The organism is Xanthovirga aplysinae (genome assembly GCF_009711365.1).
GTDB classification, from domain to species: Bacteria; Bacteroidota; Bacteroidia; order Cytophagales; family Cyclobacteriaceae; genus Xanthovirga; species Xanthovirga aplysinae.
Genome location: NZ_SMMB01001013.1, coordinates 1 through 6,581, shown reverse-complemented (window position 1 = coordinate 6,581; position 6,581 = coordinate 1). Strand labels below are relative to the sequence as shown.

Genomic DNA, 6,581 nt, shown 5'->3' with positions numbered 1-6,581 from the left:
AAAAAAAAAGAAACTTATAAACTGGGAAACCCTCTATTTCCGATATTTTTAAAAATTGACCAGATAAAAATATTACTTGTAGGTGGGGGAAATGTGGGGTTGGAAAAGCTCCATGCTTTGTTAAAGAATGATGAAAAAGCCAATGTAAAAGTGGTGGCTTTGAAAATCAATGAGGAAGTCAGGGATTTAGCCGAGAAAAAAACGAATATTCAATTGTTTAACAGGGCTTTTCAAAAGGAGGATTTGGAAGGAATTGATTTGGTAATCTTAGCCACTGCCAATATCCCATTAAACCAGGACATTAGAATGCTTGCCAGAAAGAAGCGATTGTTGATCAATGTTGCAGATAAGCCAGAGCTCTGTGATTTTTATTTAGGCTCAACCGTAAAGAAAGGAAATTTAAAAGTAGGCATTTCTACCAATGGGATGTCTCCCACCTTTGCAAAGCGCTTTCGAGAGATGTTGGAAAATTCTCTGAGTGACGACATTGAAGAGCTATTGGGGAACTTAAAAAGTATCCGTGATTCTTTGAAAGGGGATTTTAATTTTAAAGTGAAACGGTTGAATCAAATTACCCGGGAGTTGGTGGGACGGGGGTAGGATTATTGTATGGGATAGGAATTAAAGTATTAGCCTTTTTTTAACATTTTGTAAATGAATTTGCAATTAATAGTAGGATCTTGGATTTTTCAGATTAGAATTAGTTTTAGTCGAATGTAATCCCTAGGAATTTTACCTTTATTTTTTTGGGATATTTCCACACTTCCCAAAATATATCACTAACCTTATTACATTATTTGTCAAGTCTCAAAGAATATAAAAGGGTTAGTGAGTGTATTTATTTAACTTTATATAATAAGCATAATTTGGGACGACTTGATTTGGGGAATTAATTTGCAAATTCCCTTTTAAGTTTTAACCAAAATATTTTGGGTTTTCGAAGTTGAACTTTTAGTTAGTTTTTTTCTTTTTTTATTCTTTCTAAAGATCCAAATCCATAAACCACTAATAGGTAGTGAAAATCCTATTAGACAGACTATAAAGGCCAGGATTTTGGTGGGAAGCCCATATATAGAACCAATATGAATGGGATATATATAACGGTAAATCTTTTGCCCTAATGGTAATTCCTCAAATAATTGGAGGCGAAGAAGTTTACCACTGTATTTGTCCAGTACCATTGTGTGGTATCCGTTTTCATGTGGGGCAGTAAGAGTGGTGATGGATGCTGAGGCAACTCCATCAGGAGCATCTGAAAAACGGATCGTGGTGCGTTTAGCATTTGGAAAGTGTTGTTTTGCTGTTTCATAAGCCTGATCCAGGGATATTATCTTTTGTGTGACATCATAAGGGAGAAAATTTGATTTTGGTTTTGCTTCTTCGGTTGGTTTTTCAATGGCAACTATGGCATTTCGAATAATTTTAAACGACCAAACTAAGCCAGTAGAACAAATTAGGAAAAGAAAAATTAAACTGTAAAACCCTAATACTGAATGTAAATCATAGTTCCTTCTTTTCCAGGAAGTGTTTTGCCATTTGATAGAAAATCGTTTTTTCCAAGCTTTATTTCTTTTGGGAAACCATAAAATTAAACCGCTAATCAATAAAAAAACAAAACCAATAGTGGAGTAACCTACAATGTTTTTTCCTACTTTTCCTAATAAAAGGTTACGGTGGAGCATTTCAATGGTATGGAAAAAGGAATTTCTACCATTGTAGACTTCCAGTAATTTTCCTTGATAGGGATCGACGAAAACTGTTCTGCTTTCTTTTTCGGGATTCCGAACAAAGATTTGATAAGCCTGGCTGGGATCAGAGAAGACCCTTGCTCCATACACGAATCCGTTTTCTAAAATGGCATCGTTTCCTTCAATTTGAGCAACAAAGCTTTGGATGGGTAAGGCTTCTTTCTCCGGGTTTAGTTGAAAACGGTGGGGGTATAGCATTAATGATAATTCATCCTCGAATACCATAAGGCATCCTGTAATGCAGGTGTTTAGGGATATTAGTCCTGTGATTAAACCTAAATAAAGATGAATTTTGCGTATGGTTTTCTTAAATTTTTTCTTCTTTGGTATTTGTTTATTCATTAGGAGGATTTAAAGTTTCTTAAAAAGTAAAAGTTGCTTGGTGAAAAAATGAAGCATCAATTATACAAAATTAATAATGGATGCTTCAATTCTGGGTAATTATATTTATATGAATTCTATTTCCGGAACTGGAAACCACTTCCAATCTCTTTCGCTGAAAGGAAGCTGTGCTACCCCGTCAGAAGGTAACCGTCTTAGATCTAAAAGGCGGAGCCCTCTCCAGGATAGGTAAATCCTTCTATAAAGTTCTATTTCTTTTAATGTTAGCTCCTGCTCTGAAGTAGCCGATTGCCCACTGGGGTCATAATAATTTAAGACTTCATTAATCAGGATTATGGCATCTGTTTTATTACCAGGGTAAAACCCTCTGATGATCAGTTCTGCCATAATGAGGTTGGTTTCAGTAAAGTCAGTCACAACACTATTATCATATTGACCATATAAAGTTTGTACCCAACGACTCCCATTATCTGTAGTGATGCTTGTGGTTGGATTTCGTATTATACTAGACTCTGTTGTTAATAGATTTTTAAAGGATAATGGAACACTGAGTTCTCTACCAAAGGGCCCAGCTACATTGCCCAAGCCGTTAGTCAATGAACCCTGAGCATATTGCATAATCAGAGGTTCATCATTTATTTTTAGTCCCTCTTTCACAGCTTCAGTGGCAACAGCCCAATCTTCTTTTAGGAGAGCTGCACGGGCAATGATGCTATTTGTCAGTCTTTTTTGATAGGTATCCCCATATTCCATGGCTTTTTCTAATGAATTTAATGCCAAATCATAGGTCTGCTCATGGCTTACCGACTTGCCTTCCAAATAGAGAGTTCCAGGATCCGTTTGATTAGCGTTGAAATAGGCAAAAAGATTAACATAGGCATTTCCCTGGTGAAAGTAGGCATACCAAAGTGATTGCTGTTTTATTTGTTGATGTTCTGGGCTTTCCAACCACTTGGTATCATTCACTCGTTGAATTACCTCTTGGGCTTGTGCCAAATAACTATGAAGTTTAGTCCACAATGAGGTGATGCCGGAGTTAGTGGGTGCTAAGCGGTCTTCATAAATTTCTTTGTAAATAACAATATTACCATTTTCGACCCATTCGAATTCATCCGACATTACCCCCGTATAGGGGAATAAATCTGAGTAGAAATTGGCTCCAGTATACAAAAGGGATGTGATGTTGGGTCCAGGAAGCAATATACCCTCTGTGTCCAATTGTCCAAAGGCCTGGGGCTCATTTAACTGGTCGTAAGTGAGCCGATCATTTGGTTCCAGTCCATCTTCCAACAATCCGTTACAGCCATTAAGCCAGCACAAAATGACAAATGAAATAATATATAAAGTTCTGTTAGTTTGCATCTTTTGAATAACTAATAGGTTAATAGAAACTTGCTAAGGGTTTAAATTCCAATGTTTAGGGTAAGTAAATATGTGCGTGGTGCAGGAACAGAAGTCCAGTCAGATCCTATATGGGAAACATTCCTTAAGTCTCTGCTTCCTCCTTCTCCTGCAACCAAAGGATCTACCCCTTTATATTTTGTTGTTAACCAAAGATTGGATCCTGAAGCGGAAAGTACTACATGAGAGAATGAAAGGTGTCCAAACCAATTATTTATTGTTTTTGTAAGATTGTAAGATATAACTACATTGCTCAGACGCAAAAAATCTCCATCTTGTACGAAATTTCCTCTTGAACGTTCGTATTGAGAAAGTTCATTTGCCCAGTATTTGTACTCATCAGAACCGACTGTACTTTGGTTCATTTTTTCTAAGGCTGTTTCTTTAGCCAAGAGATTATCTCCCTGCCCGGCAATGTTCCTTTGGGAGATGTTGTAAATCTGAAAGCCAGTTGCAAAAGTGAATAAGCTGTTAATACTTAGATTTCTGGCAATAGTCATGTTTAATCCGAAGGAACCAGAGTAGTCTGGGAAAGGTTTACCCAAATTTTCATAATCGCCAATAATTTCCCCAGCATAAGTGCCGTCTTCATTGAAAACCGCTCCCTGAGACTTTTGTGTGTAGAAAGCATAGGCCGGAAGTCCTTCTTTAATGGCAGAGGCAAAGTATAAATATTCCTGGCCTCCGGTATCCGTAACTTTGTTTTCTTGATAATTAATATTTCCAAAGATTTCAAAAGTTAATTTATGGTTTAGATCCTTAAAAGGATTGATGTTGAATCCTAGTTCATAGCCTGATCCATTAATACTTCCAGCATTTTGGGCATATTTGGCTGAATTGGTGGACCAACCTTCAGAAGGCTTTAAGTCGGTGTATACAATTGCATCAACAGTTTTTTGTCGATAGTAGGTAAAGTTGATATCTATCCATTTGTAACCCAAATCGGTTCCAAGTTCCCATTCTTTTGATCTTTCTGGTCTAATATCCGGATTTCCCTTGATATAAGTAATGTAACCAGGACCAGTAGGCATTTGCATTGCCTTATAGGTCGTTTTTGCATCTTCAGGATGAGGTAACCTGCCTGACTCCCCATAAGCCATTCTCAACTTCAACTGATCGAAAATGTTTTGGAAGAGTTTTTCTTCAGTTAGATTGTAGACTAGATTGGCTTGTGGGTACCAAATAGAAGAAACATTGCTTCCCAGAAGGTTAGAAGCATCCCTTCTTAAACCAGTTGTTAAAAATAATTTATTGTCATAATCGTAGCTCAGTTCTCCATAAACTCCTTGGGTACGTTTCTCAAAGCGTGATTCCTCTGTCGAGGTAATGGTTCCAGCAGCTCCTAATCCGTTCACGTTTTCAGAAGGAAACCCCTCTACTGAAACACTGGTAGCAATAGATTGAGAATAATTAAGCTGAGAGGCCAAAGCTGCCCTCAAGCGGTTTTTGGGATTCAATTCAAAAAGATAATTGGCTGATATTTCCCAATTCGTATTGGAATTTATTCGATTTGAGGAAGTTTTTGCTCCTTCCTGAATGCTGCCAAAGTTAATTCCGAAAGGCTTATAATTGATGCCATCAACTGTGTTTTGATCGTAACCTAATGTTGATCGAATTTCTAAATTCTCTATTGGTGAATAATTCAGATAAAGGTTACCCAAAAATCGGTTGTTGTCATACTTGATCTCCTGAGCCGCCCATGCTTCTCGTTTACCTTCCAAAAAAGGCCAGGGCTTCTGGTCTTTCATTAAATTCCAGGTGGCATCGTATTTTCCTGAACCGGTAGGGGGGAGCCAAAGCTGGCCTACCGTATATTGGGAACTGAATCCAAAGCTGTATTTCTTCTTATTGTAATCGTATCGGCCATTAAAGGTTTCCCGTAAATCTCTATTTCCTGGTACGTGGCTTTCATTGTCTCGGTGATCAATGGATAATAAAAATAGACCATTTTCGCCTGAGCGCCCACTTACGGACCCATAAATATTTTGAATTCTTCCTGGGGTATAGAAATCGTTAATGTCCTTATTATTAACCAAAAAATTATATTTATTGGCTAAAACATTTAATCCTTGAGAAGTTTTTAAATTGATGTTCAAACGTTCTCCAGTTCCTTTTTTTGTTCTGATTAATATCACTCCATTTGATGCTTCAGATCCGTAGGACGCCGCTGCTGCCGGTCCTTTTAAAACTTCGATGGAGGCTATATTATTTAAATTTAAATCGTTTAATCCTGCTAAAGTTTCCTGAGCGCTACTTCCTACATCGTTAATGTTCGAGGTGTTCATTCTGACCCCATCTACAAAAACCAGGGGGTCTCTATTGAGACTAAAGGTTGCACTGGCTCTGGTATTAAAACGAATACCTGATCCCACTTTTCCATTGACACCAAAGGTTTGCATGGCACCACTTCTTCCATTTAACACATCGGCCATATTGTTGAAACTTTGCTCTTCAGCTAATTCTTCTGCATTAATTTGGTTGTAGGAGGTAGCTATTTGCTCTTTTGGTTTAGTTCCTGCAATACTGGATTGAATTACTACTTCCTCAAGAAATTTATTAGGGATTAATTCGATAGTAATAAAATTCTGTTCTCCAATTTGAATATCTTGTTTTTGGTAGCCTACATAAGATACAGTTAGGTTACTTCCAATCCATTTTTCCTCAAGGATTAAGCTAAAATGTCCTTTTTCGTCTGTTAGATCTCCTATGGTGGTTCCCTCAATGGCAATGATGGCGCCTATTAAAGGTTCTTTCGTATGTTGGTCCCTTACCTCCCCTTCCAATTGAAAGGCCCAAAGTTTCCCACTAAGGAGAAGGATGAATAAGGTTGAAAGTGAAAAAATCTTCATTTGTAAAATGAGTTTATTTAGATTCATTAAAAATAGTGCGGCAAAACTAGAAGGCTTTTTTTAGATAATCAAAAATTTTATTTAGATTTATTAAAAATAATTTAATTGATATTTTTCAAATTATTGAAATAGAGTTAATTGTGATATTGGGAGAGAATTATTAAGTAATGGGGTGTATATTATTTCGGAAGAAGGGGGATGGAAAGGGTTAATTATATATTCTATTTTTCTTAGAGATATA

At 36.9% G+C, this 6,581-nt stretch carries 4 protein-coding genes; 1 reads left to right on the top strand and 3 read right to left on the bottom strand.

The window, feature by feature from the left end; all coding sequences use genetic code 11:
• Window positions 1-21: 21 nt before the first annotated feature.
• Complete coding sequence (locus E1171_RS10410) at window positions 22-600, top strand: precorrin-2 dehydrogenase/sirohydrochlorin ferrochelatase family protein (RefSeq protein ID WP_155205944.1); 579 nt, start codon at window positions 22-24, stop codon at window positions 598-600.
• Window positions 601-908: 308 nt separating this feature from the next.
• Here E1171_RS10410 and E1171_RS10405 read toward each other — a convergent pair whose 3' ends face one another.
• The 3 genes from E1171_RS10405 to E1171_RS10395 all read right to left on the bottom strand — a co-directional run bounded on the left by E1171_RS10405 (window position 909) and on the right by E1171_RS10395 (window position 6,340).
• Window positions 909-2,090, bottom strand: a complete 1,182-nt coding sequence (locus E1171_RS10405) for a PepSY-associated TM helix domain-containing protein (protein WP_155205943.1) — start codon at window positions 2,088-2,090, stop codon at window positions 909-911.
• Between the two features lie 105 nt (window positions 2,091-2,195).
• Window positions 2,196-3,452, bottom strand: coding sequence for a RagB/SusD family nutrient uptake outer membrane protein (locus E1171_RS10400; protein ID WP_155205942.1), 1,257 nt, complete (start codon window positions 3,450-3,452; stop codon window positions 2,196-2,198).
• A 41-nt stretch (window positions 3,453-3,493) separates the two neighbouring features.
• On the bottom strand, window positions 3,494-6,340 hold the full coding sequence (locus E1171_RS10395) for a TonB-dependent receptor domain-containing protein (protein WP_187696385.1): 2,847 nt from the start codon (window positions 6,338-6,340) through the stop codon (window positions 3,494-3,496).
• Between the last annotated feature and the right edge of the window lie 241 nt (window positions 6,341-6,581).